At 38.3% G+C, this 15,873-nt stretch carries 16 protein-coding genes; 3 read left to right on the forward strand and 13 right to left on the reverse strand.

What is annotated here, in order from left to right; all coding sequences use genetic code 11:
* Positions 1–377: 377 nt before the first annotated feature.
* Together E0485_RS25510 and E0485_RS11840 are read right to left on the reverse strand one after the other, a co-directional pair.
* The gene (locus E0485_RS25510; protein ID WP_235857550.1) at positions 378–488 is read right to left on the reverse strand and encodes a hypothetical protein; all 111 of its coding nucleotides are present in this window, start codon (positions 486–488) and stop codon (positions 378–380) included.
* A gap of 109 nt (positions 489–597) precedes the next feature.
* The gene (locus E0485_RS11840; protein ID WP_132418250.1) at positions 598–1,959 is read right to left on the reverse strand and encodes an aminotransferase-like domain-containing protein; all 1,362 of its coding nucleotides are present in this window, start codon (positions 1,957–1,959) and stop codon (positions 598–600) included.
* 120 nt (positions 1,960–2,079) lie between these two features.
* Here E0485_RS11840 and E0485_RS11845 point away from each other — a divergent pair, with 120 nt between their 5' ends.
* Both E0485_RS11845 and E0485_RS11850 read left to right on the forward strand, forming a co-directional pair.
* The gene (locus E0485_RS11845; protein WP_132418251.1) at positions 2,080–3,012 is read left to right on the forward strand and encodes a DMT family transporter; all 933 of its coding nucleotides are present in this window, start codon (positions 2,080–2,082) and stop codon (positions 3,010–3,012) included.
* Positions 3,013–3,030: 18 nt separating this feature from the next.
* Positions 3,031–3,927 carry a DMT family transporter gene (locus E0485_RS11850; protein ID WP_132418252.1) on the forward strand — a complete coding sequence of 299 codons (897 nt, stop codon included), beginning with the start codon at positions 3,031–3,033 and terminating at the stop codon, positions 3,925–3,927.
* A gap of 343 nt (positions 3,928–4,270) precedes the next feature.
* Here E0485_RS11850 and E0485_RS11855 read toward each other — a convergent pair whose 3' ends face one another.
* The gene (locus tag E0485_RS11855; protein ID WP_132418253.1) at positions 4,271–4,792 is read right to left on the reverse strand and encodes a hypothetical protein; all 522 of its coding nucleotides are present in this window, start codon (positions 4,790–4,792) and stop codon (positions 4,271–4,273) included.
* A 372-nt stretch (positions 4,793–5,164) separates the two neighbouring features.
* Here E0485_RS11855 and E0485_RS11860 point away from each other — a divergent pair, with 372 nt between their 5' ends.
* Positions 5,165–6,085 carry a poly(ethylene terephthalate) hydrolase family protein gene (locus E0485_RS11860; protein ID WP_132418254.1) on the forward strand — a complete coding sequence of 307 codons (921 nt, stop codon included), beginning with the start codon at positions 5,165–5,167 and terminating at the stop codon, positions 6,083–6,085.
* A 119-nt stretch (positions 6,086–6,204) separates the two neighbouring features.
* Here the strand turns inward: E0485_RS11860 and E0485_RS11865 are convergent, their stop codons facing one another.
* The 10 genes from E0485_RS11865 to E0485_RS11910 all read right to left on the reverse strand — a co-directional run bounded on the left by E0485_RS11865 (position 6,205) and on the right by E0485_RS11910 (position 15,871).
* On the reverse strand, positions 6,205–7,038 hold the full coding sequence (locus E0485_RS11865) for an SDR family NAD(P)-dependent oxidoreductase (RefSeq protein WP_132418255.1): 834 nt from the start codon (positions 7,036–7,038) through the stop codon (positions 6,205–6,207).
* Positions 7,039–7,103: 65 nt separating this feature from the next.
* The gene (locus E0485_RS11870; protein WP_132418256.1) at positions 7,104–7,817 is read right to left on the reverse strand and encodes a hypothetical protein; all 714 of its coding nucleotides are present in this window, start codon (positions 7,815–7,817) and stop codon (positions 7,104–7,106) included.
* Positions 7,774–8,862 (reverse strand): DUF4872 domain-containing protein, encoded by a 1,089-nt coding sequence (locus tag E0485_RS11875; RefSeq protein ID WP_132418257.1) that lies wholly within the window; start codon positions 8,860–8,862, stop codon positions 7,774–7,776. The genes E0485_RS11870 and E0485_RS11875 overlap by 44 nt, the downstream gene beginning before the upstream one ends.
* A gap of 27 nt (positions 8,863–8,889) precedes the next feature.
* Positions 8,890–11,091 carry an ABC transporter permease gene (locus tag E0485_RS11880; RefSeq protein WP_132418258.1) on the reverse strand — a complete coding sequence of 734 codons (2,202 nt, stop codon included), beginning with the start codon at positions 11,089–11,091 and terminating at the stop codon, positions 8,890–8,892.
* A gap of 29 nt (positions 11,092–11,120) precedes the next feature.
* Positions 11,121–11,792 (reverse strand): ABC transporter ATP-binding protein, encoded by a 672-nt coding sequence (locus tag E0485_RS11885; protein ID WP_132418259.1) that lies wholly within the window; start codon positions 11,790–11,792, stop codon positions 11,121–11,123.
* Positions 11,793–11,810: 18 nt separating this feature from the next.
* Positions 11,811–13,301, reverse strand: a complete 1,491-nt coding sequence (locus E0485_RS11890; RefSeq protein ID WP_132418260.1) for an AMP-binding protein — start codon at positions 13,299–13,301, stop codon at positions 11,811–11,813.
* Positions 13,264–13,713 carry a hypothetical protein gene (locus tag E0485_RS11895; RefSeq protein WP_132418261.1) on the reverse strand — a complete coding sequence of 150 codons (450 nt, stop codon included), beginning with the start codon at positions 13,711–13,713 and terminating at the stop codon, positions 13,264–13,266. Before E0485_RS11895 ends, E0485_RS11890 begins: the two co-directional genes overlap by 38 nt.
* Positions 13,706–14,137, reverse strand: a complete 432-nt coding sequence (gene fabZ / locus E0485_RS11900; RefSeq protein ID WP_165921157.1) for a 3-hydroxyacyl-ACP dehydratase FabZ — start codon at positions 14,135–14,137, stop codon at positions 13,706–13,708. Before fabZ ends, E0485_RS11895 begins: the two co-directional genes overlap by 8 nt.
* 22 nt (positions 14,138–14,159) lie before the next feature.
* Positions 14,160–14,588, reverse strand: coding sequence for an acyl-CoA thioesterase (locus E0485_RS11905; protein ID WP_165921158.1), 429 nt, complete (start codon positions 14,586–14,588; stop codon positions 14,160–14,162).
* Positions 14,588–15,871 (reverse strand): hypothetical protein, encoded by a 1,284-nt coding sequence (locus E0485_RS11910; RefSeq protein ID WP_132418264.1) that lies wholly within the window; start codon positions 15,869–15,871, stop codon positions 14,588–14,590. The genes E0485_RS11905 and E0485_RS11910 overlap by 1 nt, the downstream gene beginning before the upstream one ends.
* Between the last annotated feature and the right edge of the window lie 2 nt (positions 15,872–15,873).

Genomic DNA, 15,873 nt, shown 5'->3' on the forward strand with positions numbered 1-15,873 from the left:
TGGGGCTTTCTTTGTGCGTTCAGAAGATATTTGCAAAAATTTCAGGCGGGTATGACAAGCCTTAACATCGGCTCATACGTAATAGCCTTTTTGCTAGGCACTGGGATAGGGGGACAATAAAGGACGACTATCAATAGCCGCCCCTCATCTTAAATCTGGTCAAAAAAAGAAGCAGGACAATGTCCGCTCCGTTGCTCTATACACCAATAGATCTCAACTATTAATCTTTCATGACCAACAGACTCATAGTAATGTTTCTTTCAGAGAATCCCATTTGCTTATAAAGTTGAATAGCATGATTTTTTGCAAAATACTCCTAGACGAATCTCAGGATATCCCTCAGATTGCAAGTGCTCAATGGCACTTTTCATTAGGTGCTATGAGATGCCTTTTCCTCTGAACTCTTGAGTTACATATAGTTCGTATATAAAGCCAATCATATCATCAGTAAATTGGTCTTTGCTAGACCCTATTAGAATCCAACCCATCAACTTATCTTCTTCTGTAGCAATTAAGTAATAGCAACCTTTTCCCAAAAGTGGCTCAACAAAACAGATACCCAACTATGTTTGTACTTCATATGAAATTCAGAGAGATTCAGAAAAAACTTGCTGCCAGAAGCTGTCGTATTTCATTAATGAGTAAGTGAACACCATCCTCGATCCCACTCAATCGGACACGTGACACATTCAACTTTAACAAGTTATCTTTCGGAAACGAAGGAAGATAATGCTTATCAATCGGTTCAATCCTTAGTGATTTTCCCCTCAGTCTCCTGATCACTTCATTTGCGGGTACGTCCTCAATCAATCTAATGTAGGTATGAAGCGAAGATTTTACGCCAGCATCGAAACTAAAAAGATTCCCATTCTGAATCAACTGTTGTTCTAAAGCTGCATGAAGAAGTCGTGATCTTTGCTCATAATAGGATTTAATTTTTTGTTTATGTCTATCAAACATGCTGCTTTTTAAGTAAATTTCCAATGCGCCTTGCGAAAGCATAGAGCTATCAATATCTTGAATTCTTTTGTACTGCGTAAAAGCGGCAACAAGGCTGTCGGGTATAACAGCGATGCCGATTCGCAATCCCGGAAAAATGATTTTGGAATAGCTTTTTAAGTAAACGACGCGGGTCTTATCATCGTATGCGTATAACGGATCAGCTTTAGTATCCTGTTCCATATCAGCCAAGTAATCATCTTCAACAATATAAACATCGTACTTATGCGCAAGTGCAACGATTTTCTTTTTCTCCTCTGCGCTATAGGAACAACCTAATGGGTTATGGAATCTTGGCATTGTGTAAAAGAATTTAATATCCTCTGTTTTAAAAATTTCCTCTAGCTCTTCAAAGTCGATACCTTGGGATGTTCTTTTTATTCCTACAACCGGAACACCATAAGTCATGACATGTTCGATGAATAAATGATAGCTTGGCTGTTCGATTAATATCTTTCTTTTCTCGTTTGGAAACGGAAGAGCGGTCAAAATGGAAAGAGCCTGCTGTATCCCGGAGACAACAAATAAGTTGCGGACGTTCGTGAAAACCTGATAATTGGCTAGCTGCTTTTGCATCATGTCGAGAAGAGATGGCAGCCCTTGCGGTGTTCCATAAGTAAATAAGTCTTGCTTATAGGTATCAATGGCTTTATTGACACAATGCTGAAAATCCAAATACGGAAAAATTTGCTGGTCCGGTGAAGAAGTCGCAAAATCAATCATGTCCTCCTCTTCCACATTGGCAGTGATCATCGATTTGACCACGTAATACCCGCTCTTGTCTACCGAATAAACGATATGGCGCTGTTCAAGATCATGAAGAGCACGTATCACGGTGCTTTTACTAACGTGATATTGGTTTGCAAGAACCCGAATAGATGGTAACTTATCTCCCTCTTTTAAATTATGGTTAACAATTTGTTCTTCTAATTCCTTAACGATAAGAAAAAATTTATGCACTTCATTCGCTCCCTCGTGCATCTGTATCGGTACAGATGCACTTTTTATTTATTGTAGCATCAGGTTCCTCATGTTTAAATTGGATAGCGGAAAGTCATTCTATTCGTGAGGAGGCAGACCATGAAAAACGTAAAGCGAACAAACCTTGCCGCTTACATGGCGACGATTGCCTATGCGGTCATTATCGGGTTTTCATTTTTGTTTGTTAAACTAACCGTTACAGCAGCTCATCCTTTGGATGTGCTGGCTCATCGTTTTTTTATCGGATTGATTGCTGTGAGCATTCCTTTTTTGTTCGGTTGGGTTCATCTTCGGTTTTCATTAAGCGACATATGGAGAATCATTCCTTTAGGCCTGTTTTCACCTGTGTTGTTCTTCGCCTTTCAGACTTATGGATTAATCAACACTTCTTCATCGGAGGCAGGTATAATTCAGGCAACCGTTCCTATTTTTACCTTGATCCTCGCTTCTTATTTCTTAAAAGAACGAACAAGCCTAATACAGAAGCTGTCTTTGATCCTGTCTGTGGCGGGCGTCGTATTGATTTTCGTCATGAAAGGTGGGAGTGGTCTGAATACAACGAATCTGGGCGGCATCTCCTTACTGGTCTTATCTGCGCTTTCATTTGCTGGTTATAGCGTCTTGGCCCGTCCTCTTGCCAAAAAATACGCGCCGATGGAGATCACCTTCATAACAATGGGGATGGGTTTTATTGTATTCATGGCCGCTTCGCTCGTTCGGCATACAGCGGCAGGAACAATGTATACATTTTTTCAGCCGTTTACTCAACCCGCTTATGTGATCGCACTCCTATACTTAGGAGTACTATCCTCTGTAGGAACCACACTTTTATCAAGTTTTGCATTATCACGGCTCGAAGCCTCTAAAGTCAGCGTATTCAGTAATTTATCGACGCTAATTTCCATCATGGCTGGTGCTTTAATTTTAAAGGAGCATATTACGATTTACCATTTGATCGGTACCATGATGATCATTGCAGGAGTGTTGGGTACGAATAAAAAACAATTGCATTCTAAAACGAGCCGAATGTAAATAGAGGAGGTCGTTCGTATGAAAATAAAAGGAGTTATATTTCTAATAGGAATTAGCTTCATCTGGGGTTCACAATTTTTCTTTACGGATATAATTATTTCCAGTGTGTCACCAGTTACACTTGCTGCAGCAAAAGCATTTGTTGGCGCAATAACACTAACGTTAATTTATATTTTATTTTCCAAGAAAGAGCAAAGTCCGATTGTTCTAAGATATCCTAGGAAAAGATTAATGCTGCTTTATACCGCCATAGCATTTTTTGAAGCGATTATTCCCTTTTTCTTAATTGGGTGGGGACAGCAAAGAGTATCCAGTAGCATGGCTTCTATTATTATGGGAACAATCCCTATTTTCACGCTGCTTATCTTATTTCTTTTTAAAGTCAGTCGATTGCGTTTGATGCACTTTATTAGTATTGGCGTTGGTTTTGTTGGTATTCTCCTTATCATTCTTCCCTCTTTAACGATCGATATTACGAATCAAAGTTTATGGGGAATGGCCGCTTTGATTTTTGCTTCATTAAGCTTTGCGATTTCTTTGGTCCTGATTGAAAAACTGCCGCCCATGTCTTCTGTGCTGGCAATGAGAAATATACTTTTTATCGCATCTATTGTCCTGATTCCAGCTAGCTTTATATTGGAGAGCCCGCTAAGCATCAGGCTTACTTCCATTGAAATACTGTGCCTTCTAATTCTTGGAATTTTCCATGCAGGAATCGTATATATGATGTTTAATCTGCTCATTCAACAATCCGGAGCAGCTTTTGCATCCTTGACTAATTATTTTGTTCCCGTGATTGGCGTTATTCTCGGTACAGTTTTATTAGGAGATCAGATCGATTCAAAAACGTGGTTGGCATTATTGGTCATATTAATATCTTCGTTGCTAGGGAGTATAGCATCTAAAAGTAAATAACTCAGGCGATAATGTGATTGATTCAGGCTTTTCACCGGATGCGGCAAAGGGTACAGCAACCTAAAACTTCATCAACATTACATTTGAGCGATACTATCACATCTCATTTTCGAACCATCAATATGACCGACTTAGCACACAATCTATTAAAAGTAACGGACATCCGCCTATTTCAATAACCCCAAAAAAACAAAAAAGCAGATGGAGTTAAACGACGTTTATCTCCATCTGCTTTTACTTTTTAGTGACGTATTGGACAGCCCCTAAATTAAGGCTATTATTTTATAATTAAGTGTCTTGCTAATGGGGTATTTCAGAACTATACAGGTCATGAGGTCAGGGATTAATTTGCTTCTTTAAAACTGTTGACTAAATTCAAATATTCACCTTGATATTTATCCCAATTGCTCTTAAGCGTCCAAGCCATCAATTGACCATAATGTGTAGGTGTTTCGATAACTGTGATTAAATAAGCAACATTTACACCGCCTGAACTACCTTCAAGCGTATATTGTAGCGCCTTATTACCATTAATCGTAACTTCTTTTACATCTCCTTGTTTTGGAGCATCTATTGAAGAAACGAAATCTGGGGTAACTAAATCATAATACTTTTGTAGTGAACCACCGTCGAAATCCACTTTTGATTCGAGTAGTGCGATGAAATACTTTTCTTTTTGAGGATTATAGATTTCAAGGTCACTCTCTGGATGTAATTGGCCTTTCGAATCTTTCCAACCACTAGTGGCACTTATTTGAAACTTGCTGTCTTTACTCTTAAAATCTGTTAATTTGTCACTCCCGCCACATGCCGCAAGGATAGCAACCATAGAAATAGCTAATACAAATGTTAATATCTTTTTCATTGTTAATTAATTCTCTCCCTTTTTTATGTATTATGAAAATTCAACCGCTGCCAATACCTAGGTTTTCCCACCTTGAATAACCTTGTGAAAAATTCCCCAAAAAAAATAGCCCCCTACTATGTTACGGTATTTTTCACTAAATTACCAGTTTTTTTGTATAAATATTTACAAAAGTCGTCAAAATTCGCGTACAATATACTGAATCGTCACAGAAGTGACGATTTTTTTTGTTCCCGGTCCTCCGTATCTACTTTTCAATTTAGTACTTTGTTAATGAAACATAACTACATCTTTCACGTATATTTCTTTAGTGTCATATTTTAACAAAGAAAACGATAGAGAAACCTATAGACTATCGTAGAGGTCACGTGTATGTCTGTTTTGAAAAAACGAAAGTGGATTTTATGGTTGTCAGCTTTATTCCTTATCATTGCAATTTCAATTACAATTTTCTTGCAAATCATCATCCATTCGAATGTACCCGTACTTGCGGTAGGAAGCATTGAGCAGCAGTATGCTGAGCAAGGAAGCTATTCTGTAAAGGTAGAAGAAGTTACGAGTACGAGCAGGGAGGCTTTATTTAGAATATACTACCCAACATTTCAAGGAGACGAATCCTATCCTATTATTTCTTGGGGGAATGGGACAGATGCCTCGCCAGATCGTTATGATGAGCTCTTAACGCATCTTGCTAGCTGGGGATTCATTGTAATAGATTCCTATAGCAAGACAACAGGAACAGGCAAAGAAATTGTGGCGGCTATTGATTATTTGATCAATGAAAACCAACTAGCAAACAGCTTGTTTTATCAAAAAATACAAATGGAACGGATTGGTGTAGCTGGACATTCTCAAGGGTCTACTGGGGTCATTAATGCTCATACCAACTATAAAAGTGGATCGTTGATTAAGACGGTTGTATCCATCGCTCTCCCGGATTTGAAGCATTGTGATCCAGAAGATGTGTACGATACATCACGTATTACCGTTCCTTTCTTCATAATGGGCGGTACACGAGATTTTCTAATCTCACCGGTATCAACGAATAAATTAGCTTTGCATACTACTAACGCAAGCACGCCTGTTATGATGGGGATGGCCAAAGGTGCAGCTCATACAGCGATTGAAAGTAATGGTGGCAATCATAGGGGTTACTTGACGGCTTGGATGAGATATTGGCTGCTTGATGATCAGGAAGCCATGAAGGCATTTCAAGGGGATTCTTCCGAGATGATGCATAATACAAATTGGGAGGACGTTATACAAGCAAATATGGATGATACTACTCCCTAGTGAGCAACACACAGCACTCCATATGCCCCATATGCGGGAACAAATCCACTGGCTGCACCTGTACAGTCTTATATCCAGATAGACAAAGAAATTCTTAATCATTCAGCAGACCCATTTTTTCAAATTCCTTTGTTGACAAAATAATCCCTTACTGACCTTTCTAGCATACTCACTTCACCGCACATTTTACCGCCGTCAACAACCAGAATTGAGCCATTACAATAACTAGAATCATCGGAAGCAAAAAACAGGACGGATTTCGCTATTTCTACAGCGGAACCCAAGCGCTTTAATGGAATTTCTTCTTCGATCCTCTTAAAAATATAGTCCATCGCTTCTTTATTAAATGTCTTGCTGTATTTTTCAAATTCTTTTGAGATCATCGGGGTATAAATAAATCCAGGACAGATACAATTTGTACGGATATTATATTTACCATAATCCACTGCTAGATTTTTAGTTAAAGTAATAACTCCTCCCTTAGCGGCATTATAAGCAGGAATGTTGGCTTTGCCAGTTAATCCGTCAACGGAACTAATATTTATAATTGAGCCAGATCGATTCCTTCTCATTACTGGCACAATATGTTTACAGAGAAGGAAAACACTTTTTAAATTAACATCAAGTACCCTATCCCATTTCTCTTCCGATAATTGTTCAATGTTACCCAAAGATTTAATTCCAGCATTATTAACAAGAATATCTATTGAACTATTATTTTCTAAGATGGAATTAACAATATTCCTTATGGAGTTTGAATCCGTAACATCACCAGGATAAAATACAGAATGCCCCCCTTCTTGCTTTATTAAATTACACACCTGAAGCCCATTTTCATTATCAATGTCTATTATGATTACTTTTGCACCATTTCTAGCAAATAGAATAGCGATTTCTCTGCCGATTCCCGCACCGGCTCCTGTTACCAAAGCAACTTTGTTCCTTAACCTCATAAACTACTCTCCGTTCCTGCATAACTATACTTTTTTACAGATACTAGCAGAAGTCTTCGTATATCCTATGGAATTAATGAATGTAAAAGCTCTTTCTCATTGTTCAATAAATCTCTAATCCCGGAAAACTTTATGTTGTCTTTCTGCAACAGTAGCTCCCATCTTTGAGACATCTCCTGGAATTGCTGATGCATAGGGTGTTCAGCATCTACAATATGTCCTAAATTACTTTTCCCTTTTATTAGGATAGTTTTCCACCTGTATTTATTCTCTATAATATAACCTAACGTTTCTATCCGGTGTTTTATTACTTTGTCCAAAAGATATTGCTCCACATATTGAATCTCTTTGTACTTGCGGGCTCGATATATAAAGTGGCTACACACCGTTTCCTTAACTCCATAATCTTGGGAAATCGATTGAACAGTATCAATAAATATTTCAAAATCATCACATGGAAAGAACCTGCCATTATGCTCAACAATCACAACTGCACCCGATTCTAGATGCAGCTTTACTTTATCCTTGTCAATAGTCTCTACCTCGACGGAGGATATTACAGATGCGTGAAAAAAACCAATTGAACTGCAAATACGTTCAATAGGACAATAATGACTAAAATCTATAAGTAGACGGCCTCCCTTTCCTGTTGCAGAAAAGACATAACCTCCTGATAGAATCAAGAACCTTCTATAAGAAATGCTTTCAAAATCTTTTTGAATGGAGGTAATAATATCAAATAAACTTTGTTCGCAAATGGTGGTTTCTAACACATTCACTTAGTTTATCAATCCCTTCCGCTTCAGCCTCAATAATCGTATCTGTTACCTCTTTTATGCTCATATCGTTAAAGGCTTCGTATATGTCATCGCTACGTGCATACATGAGGAGCTTGCCTGCGAATTTATTCCATAGTTTCGATAATTCCTTGTAATAGTTCGATACGTCATCGAATTTTTCAAGACCGAATGTTGTATAGATATCCATTAGGAACATGGCATAGTACTTTCTGAATAATCCACCGGACGTAGTATCTATAGTAAAATAAAGAAAATAAAATATACTGGCTAATTCCTCTTTGCTGTAGTAATCTCTCCATTTTCCTGAATGAAAATCATCAAAAAATAAATGTACGGCGTGATATCCACAGTTCGGATGTGTGGAGTAAAGATAGGTGTAAATATTCCTTGTCACAGCTTCAATATAGTCACGTGCTTCGACCCGCACCGGAGCAGGTCTTATGATAAAAGCTTCGTTAAAGATATTCCACCCTTGGGTGTTATTCAACATTCTTACACTCATCAGATCGGTTTTAGAAATACTTTGCAATTCAGTCAAGGTATTTTCATAAAATTTGAATTCATCCTTGCGTTTGTCATATCCCACAACCAAAATAACATGTCCCACCCATTTTAACCCACTTAAAATACTTTCTATGTTAAACCCGAACTGTCTGTTCTCCATACTTTTATTGGAAAACAACCATTCCCTATATTTCTTCAAGGAAACAGTCACTATAACAGGTGTATTTTCATTTAATCTGTCCACCAGCATTTGGTGGGCCTTGCAACTATCGGCATCAAAATAGTGCCGATAGTCCATTTGAAAAAAGGTAGCCAAATTATCTAAACATTGTGAATTAAGACCTGATATAATCGGAAAATTATTTTTACCGGCCATTTTCGAGTAATTGATTGTCATTGACGAACTTAGTCCAAAAAGCTTCCGTTCTTCCATCATAGCACCCTGAGTGTTTAAAATATTCCTGATCGCCGTTAGATGACATGATAGCCCCTTGTTGTGATTTATACCTTCGATGATCAATCCGTTTACCCCCTTTCGTTCTTGTACTTAATCCATAAAAAGCTCGACAAAGGATTGTTTTCTTAACCTGCGGACAAAGAAGAATGCACATATGTAAAAAATGAGTATACTGGCCAGTATTGCTTCTATATAGATCGCGGGCGGAATTGTAACAGGGTAGAAGATGGTTGAAGCTTTCGAAAATAGAGTGAATAGGAATTTAATCTCGGGCGCAATAATTGCTCCTCCAATAATCAAACCGACAGCCACTAGATAGCCATAGGAGTATACGGTGATCCTCTTTACCGATTTTAACGGGTATCCCATGGCAAGAAGCAGTGAAATCTCTTTCCGATTATGAAAGATTGCAATATTTAACGCCATAATAAGGATCGCGCATCCCAAAATAATACCAATAACGTACTGGATTAAGCCGACTGTCTTAAATTTCGTCGTAGTTTCTATTAAATTGTTTTTTATGTCCGAAACCGTGATCACTCTCATTACAGCATCATTTCCTGCGAATTTGTCTGGATTCTTTACATATATGCCGTTAAAGCTCTTCTCCAATGAGTCATACTGCAATAAGTATTTGGTTGAGGTATAGAACTCCTTACCCTGCAGGAATTGGCTGATACCCGAGACCTTCAGTGTCATTTGGCGGTTTTCAGAGCCTGAAACTTGAATTGTATCACCAACTTTTAGATTTTTTTGAACTGCCGTAAGACGATTGATAATAACACCCTCATCGAGCTGTTGTGTTATATCCACATCTCCACCTTCTGAGAAAAAGCCGATGGCTTCCTTGTAGTCCTTGTTTGCGTCTAAGGCAATCAAGCTATACTGGTCATTATCGAACTTAACGTTATTCCGGACATATCTCACGCCATCCTGAGAATAATCCTCCGTCGCATCCTTAAAAATAACATTAGCGTTATAGTTAATTCCCCGTACGGATTCAACGGAAATATTATCTGATAATTGATACATTGCCTGGCCGAAGATAAACTGGCCACTAAGGGCGTAGCCTGCAAAAACAACAAGGATTATAATTAAAGTCCTTCTAGTTATCAGTTTTAACTGCAGTATTTTCTCAATATTCATTGAGCTGTACAAGCGCAATTTTCCGCCACTTTCCATAAACGGCTGTCGTATCAAAGCAAGCGCAGGTTTGCTTAGCAGCACATTAGCAGTAATAACTGAAACAATCCACATAATTGTTCCTAGAATTGAACAAATTATAAAATTAATTAAAACCTCTTGGAGAATATTAATCTCTAAATGCATAGTAATATTCGTATTAAGTAGTTTTATCACCATCGGTACGAATAAAACGCCCACCATAGACCCTAAAAGTGCAGTCCATGTTGCAATAAAAGCATACTGAAAATAGGACAGTATCAATTGGATATCCTTATACCCTTCTCCCTTCAGTATGCCAAGTATTTTTTTATCGTCATTGATGTTCTGGACCAACGCCATAATCAAAACGATACAAACTATAATCACAAGTAAATTCCCCGATATTCCAACAATCATTTTTATTAATTGAAATTTAGATAGAAGAGGTGATATTTCAGGATTGTCATCTGCCTTTAGAATGTATTGTAGTTGTTCATTGTTGATTAACTCCTCTAATTGTTCCTCCGAGGCATTGGTAGAGTAATAGAATTGGAGGCTTGCATCGATCTTATGAAATGCTGGGGTAGTTAAAATAATAAGAGCTTGGTTTTTACTGTTGTACATTTTATTCACATCGATGGTCGGAACAACCTGATTCGGCAAGATGAAGGTCCCTACGATTGTATATGTTTGATTAGAAAAATTCAGTTGTTCCCCAATTCCAACTCCATTTGCCTCTAAGAAATCAGGATCGACCAGAACCTCATCCTCATTTCTCACATTACGGCCATCGATAATTGTATATTTATTTATCTTTTTATCTTCGTTAGTAAATAATTTATAAATTTTTGATCCGTCCTGAATTACTTTATACTCTTCCTTTTGAATATCCATATGGTACTTGTCTGCTAGATCTTCCTGTTTTACTTTAACATCCGGAAGAAAGCTAGCGGTTTCCATGTTCAGACTATTGCTGTATTCTGATATTCCCTGGGAGTATGTAACCCACAAATTAACAAATATACTCATTAAAAAAGACGTCAGAAAAACCATAAGCACCAAAAAAAAGGTTTGTGCCTTATATCTTCTTAGTAGCGTCCGGAAATGGTTTATGATTAATTCTTTCATTCAGGTTCTCCCTCTTCACATTGGTTACTCTACTTGTTCTCAACGATATCCACGATTTTGCCACTATTCATCTTTATAAGCCGATCAGCAATTTTGGCGATTTCGTTATTATGAGTAACGATTACGATTGTAGTTCCGATGTCATTTAGTTTTTTAATAAGGTCCATGATTTTACTCGAGGTCTTGTCATCCAACGCACCCGTCGGTTCATCAGCCAATAACAGATTCGGTTTCTTGGCTATGGCGCGCGCAATTGACACACGCTGCTGCTCTCCACCGGATAATTGAAATGGGTATTTCTTGTTATATCCCTTCATACCGACTAATTCCAATAGTTCGTCGATGTTATAATTGTCCTTTTTATCCCAGGCGAGATTGTATCCGAGCTTTATATTTTCCTCCACAGTCAAGCTTGGTAGTAAATTATAGCCCTGATATACAAAACCAATATTTTTCCTTCTAAATTCAATAAGTCTTGATTCCCTCATCCTGTTGATTTCCTCTTCTTTGAAGAAATATTTCCCTTTGTAGTCGAATTCAAGGCCGCCAATCACATTAAGCAAGGTTGTCTTGCCGGAACCTGATGGACCTAAAATAACAATCAGTTCACCTTGCTTAATATTTAAATTAATGTCATTAAGCACGTTTGCTCGTGCTTCACCAAGCCCATAGGCCTTATTAATCTGCTTAAGAGTTAACAATGCAAGTGGTCCCCCTCTTCATCTATTTTCTTCATATAGCCTTATCGCTTCTTTTGTATCAAATTTTCTGTTTTTGGTTAGGACAAATTTATTCAACGGGACGAAGACCTTGGGCTTACGGTACACGTCTAGATTTTGGCGTGCGAACTTCTTTACTTCGGTAATCTGTTCTGGTGAAATATTCGCTGCAATTATAAAGCAAATAATTTTATGGTCGTGGTAGATCACTTTGAAGTTTAGATCCTTAAATGCATTACAAAATCGAGCTTCCAATTCTCTAACTTCTATTCTCACACCATGATGCTGAATTTGCTCGTCCCTTCTTCCCAGGAACACAATATTGCCATCGTTGCGTCTAATGCCGTAATCACCAGTAATGTAATACAATTCGCCTTGCACGTCTCTGAATTTCTTTATCGTAAGCTCTTTGGAAGTATACCCCGCCGTAACGCCCAAACCTCCAATAGAGATTTCACCCTCCTGACCGTCACTCACCTCATTCAAATGCTTATCGATAATTTTAACCTTAGCACCCGGTAGCTCCACCCCGATAGGCATCACGCCTTCTTCATCCCCTACAACCGGGTAAATAGTGGCAATGATTGATGTCTCCGTCGGTCCATAGGCATTGAACAACTGAAGAGAAGGCATAGCATTTTTTATCTTCCTTACAGTAGAAGCACTTACTTCCTCGCCCCCAACGAACAAAATCTTCAAGCTGGATAATTTTTCGTGAAATTGGCTGTCGAACATCATGATAATGGAGAATACAGTCGGAGGACATAAAAAATGGGTTACTCCAAACTTTTTAATGTATTCTGGAATCAAAACGATCTTTTTCTTGTCCTCAACTGGTGGTAAAATAACCGTACTTCCGTATCCATGTACCCAATAGAACAATTCAAACAAGGAACCGTCAAAGTCTATAGAAGATATCTGTAAAATTGAATCGTCTTTTCCGAAAGGAAACTGCTTATTAAGAGTCTTAAGTATCCATGCGAGATTCTTGTGCATAATTTTCACTTTTTTGGGGTTACCCGTGGTTCCTGAAGTCATCAAAATAACCGCTATATCGTCAGCCGAATATAATCCAAAGTAGCTTCCAGAGCTTCGATCCATCGTTATCGGTGAGGTTTCTTCAAAACAATCACTAATATACATGGGCCTATACCCTTCAAAATCAAAGTTAGCGGAATTTGTTAAATAACATCCTACCTCGAAATCCTTCAATAAATACATTTGTCGCTCTTTCGGGAGTTGTATGCTTACAGGTAAATAGGTTTTGCCAAGCATTAAAGCAGCTATCACTGAAGACACCAATAAAGGCGAAGCATCCATAACAATAGGTAGAACTTCTTGGTCGCGCATATCTTCTTTTATATGGTGTGCTATGCACCACGCCTTATTAATAATATCCCTCAGCGTATAGTCTCTTTCAGCGGTTCTCAAAATAACCTGAAAGGGATCTTCTTCACATTTTTTCAAAATCGTTTCTAGCATCAGCTCCATTCTTATCCTCCTCTACCATATAGTGGTTCATTGTAAGCTCATATAAGTATATTTCCCCAATAGACATCTTTCCCCTGCTTAAAATATTTCCCTGGACCTTTTCTACTATTTCGGATTGAATACTCATATCATCAAAGTATTCCGTACTTATAAGGGCCGAATGTATTTTAACATTCTTTAACTGCGCCAAATAAAGCATTCCTTTGATTGGATAACAATGTCGGATAAGCAGCTCGGTTGCCTGTCCTATGGCTTCAATCAGTAATCCCACAGGAACCTCACCCGTATTCCAGCTATTCGGAATTCTTATTTTTGCTGCGACTTGTTTTTCCTCAAGTTGAAGGTTTGCCTTTTTTATTAAAATAAACTCTTCCCCTTGAAGCAGAGTTTTTTTTATTTGCGCATCACTCAAATACATATAAGACCCTTGCCGTTGCTACCTTTTGATCATCCACATAAGCTGTGCATGAAACCTTTGCTACATTCCCAGCCATAATATCTTTATTTGCTGCAATCCTTAATATATCTCCAGGGACTACCGGCTTTAGAAATTTAATTTTTTCAGCACCTGCTAGCCAAGCAAAACGTGGACGCTCCGAACCATCCTTCTGGGAGAAATCATAAAACAAAATCCCCCCAGCCTGCGCCATACTCTCGAAAATAAAAACCCCCGGATATACCGGATTTTCCGGGAAATGCCCAGTAGTCCATGGCTCATTGTTGGTCACGTTCTTAACGGCCACCACCATTTCTCCATACTGATGCTCAACAATTCGATCGATTAGCAAAAAAGGATACCTGTGCCTTAGTACGCTCCGAATGTCAATGTTATTCAAAGAACTCCCCCCAATCTCCCATTTATTCCATCGTTAAAAAAACTTCCTTAATCCTGTCAAACAGCCAAGCTGGGGGCGTTAACAATAATCTTCTTGTTCTTTCCTCGATATAGCCAACTATGACCTGAGAAACAAATAGCTTTTCTTCATACTGGTTGTACAGTATATAATTAAATGTGATCTTCCCTTCCTCATGAAACTGTACCTTCATGTGGATTGAAATTTCATCTCCGTAGGTAATGCTCTTGTAATATTTTCCGGATACATTCAATACGGGAAAAAGTACTCCTTTTGTCATGAAGTCCTCTAGTTCAAATTTAAGTACGTCTGTGATATAACCGAAGCGTGCCTCCTCGAGAAGCGAGAAGTATTTGCTATGATGCATAATACCGTAGGCGTCAATATCAATAAATCGTGGCTTTGTCCGGTAGACATATTCCGACTCCAACACTATCCTTCCACCTCCTTGGCTGCATTTATATAAGCTAGGTAACTGATCGTAAACCATGCTCCTCCCCACTGATGAGTCTGCAGAATTCCATTCTTGTCTTTCAATTTAACTGGATTTTTATTTGTCTGAGTCACCGAAAATCCCCATTGATTGTGTAGAGCATCTGCAAAGCCGATATTTGAGAAAAACTCTTCATCTCCAAATACCTCTGTACCGGCTATATTGTCAGTTGCAATCCCTATGGCATTTAACCTTTGATAGATCTCATCCAATATTAACTTATAGTTATCTTCATGATGCATGCTCTCCGATACTGTAAGATAGACCCTTAGGCGGTCATTAGCTGTCCGCCATGCAATACAAAAGAAATCACTTATTTCATTAGGTTGGTTGTTTATAACCTTTTCTAAATACTTGACACTGGGAACAGTCTCTGACAGCAACCAAAGTGGATTTTGCACCCCATGTTCGTCCTTGAATTTTATTTCAACCCCCAAGGATTTACCAAAACCAGAAACCTGCTTAGAGGTTCTTTCAGTGTTGATTACGACGCCAAATCTATGTTGTGATCCGTCAGTTGCCTCTATCAAATACTGGTTGTCCGTCTTGCAGTTCATTTCAAGGTTGACTGCCTTCTTGTTGTACGCTTTAATATTCTTGTTCCTTAACGCCAATCTTTCCAAATGCTCCCACACGGCTTGAAGCCCCCCTGATGCCCTTTTGTTTACAAATATTTGGCTAAAAAGGTGTCCGGCCATGACATTCAAGGATACGGTACTTGTTGGTATCCCTACTTGCAAAACAGCCTTAATATTTGGATCAACAAATAGTTTGTCCAGAAATTGGGAATATCCGATTTGGGAGTATTCCATCATTTTTTTATGACGTACAAAATCAATTTCTCCGTTAGTCAAAGAATCAAGCCATTGCACTCCTAGGGCTGTAATCACTTGATAATATTCATCCAGTTTCTCCGACTCCCCTGGAAATATTTGCTTAAGGGATTGGATATACCCCTCAAAATCCGCAAGTCTATCAATTTTGTTTCTATGAATACAAATGGTATCTACCACTGGATACTCCTCTAAAGCCAGTGTTGGCAGATCAATTTTCTTTACGATTTTGTGTAAGCTTCCCTTTTCTATATCATCGTAGAAATAAATACACTGATAATTCTGATTTTTTTGTTCATACCATATTTCTACCGAATAGTTTTCTTCCGCAAGTAGCAGTGCTGTAGCGATTGAAATGATATTATAACCATTGATCAAAATAGCTGCCATTG

The organism is Paenibacillus albiflavus (assembly GCF_004344915.1).
Classification (GTDB): Bacteria; Bacillota; Bacilli; order Paenibacillales; family NBRC-103111; genus Paenibacillus_AM; species Paenibacillus_AM albiflavus.